The sequence below is a fragment of the Stenotrophomonas maltophilia group sp. RNC7 genome (genome assembly GCF_030910085.1).
Classification (GTDB): domain Bacteria; phylum Pseudomonadota; class Gammaproteobacteria; order Xanthomonadales; family Xanthomonadaceae; genus Stenotrophomonas; species Stenotrophomonas sepilia.
This window is the reverse complement of sequence record NZ_JAVFVN010000414.1, coordinates 1-332: the sequence shown is the minus strand read 5'-3', so window position 1 is coordinate 332 and position 332 is coordinate 1. Positions and strand designations below refer to the sequence as shown.

Below are 332 nucleotides of genomic sequence, written 5' to 3'. Positions count from 1 at the left end.
TTTCCGGCAGGAAATGGCCGGCCTGCCCGAGAAAGACCGTAAGCTCATGACTGACCGCGCGGTCGAGCTCAGTGGGCGATATCCTTCTGCGAGCGCCACCGACATCATGCAAATGGCACGCGTAGCGCTAACTACAATGGGCAGCGCTGAGCGCGGCGACCAAATCTTGCCCGGTTTGGTCAAGGGGTTGGTCGCTCTCCAGTCGTCCAAAGGTGTCGATGCTGCGCCAGAAATGCTGAATCGGCTTCTCAACGGCATCGACAATCTCGGCAAAAACTCGATGGATGAAGTCGGCGTGAAAAACACCCTCGATATCATCGACGGGATTATCA

The 332-nt window shown here is 56.6% G+C and carries 1 protein-coding gene; it reads left to right on the top strand.

Annotated features, from left to right (window positions below; all coding sequences use genetic code 11):
* Positions 1 to 13: 13 nt before the first annotated feature.
* The coding region (locus RCF13_RS07190; protein ID WP_308141011.1) for a hypothetical protein at positions 14 to 332 on the top strand (319 nt) is incomplete at its 3' end.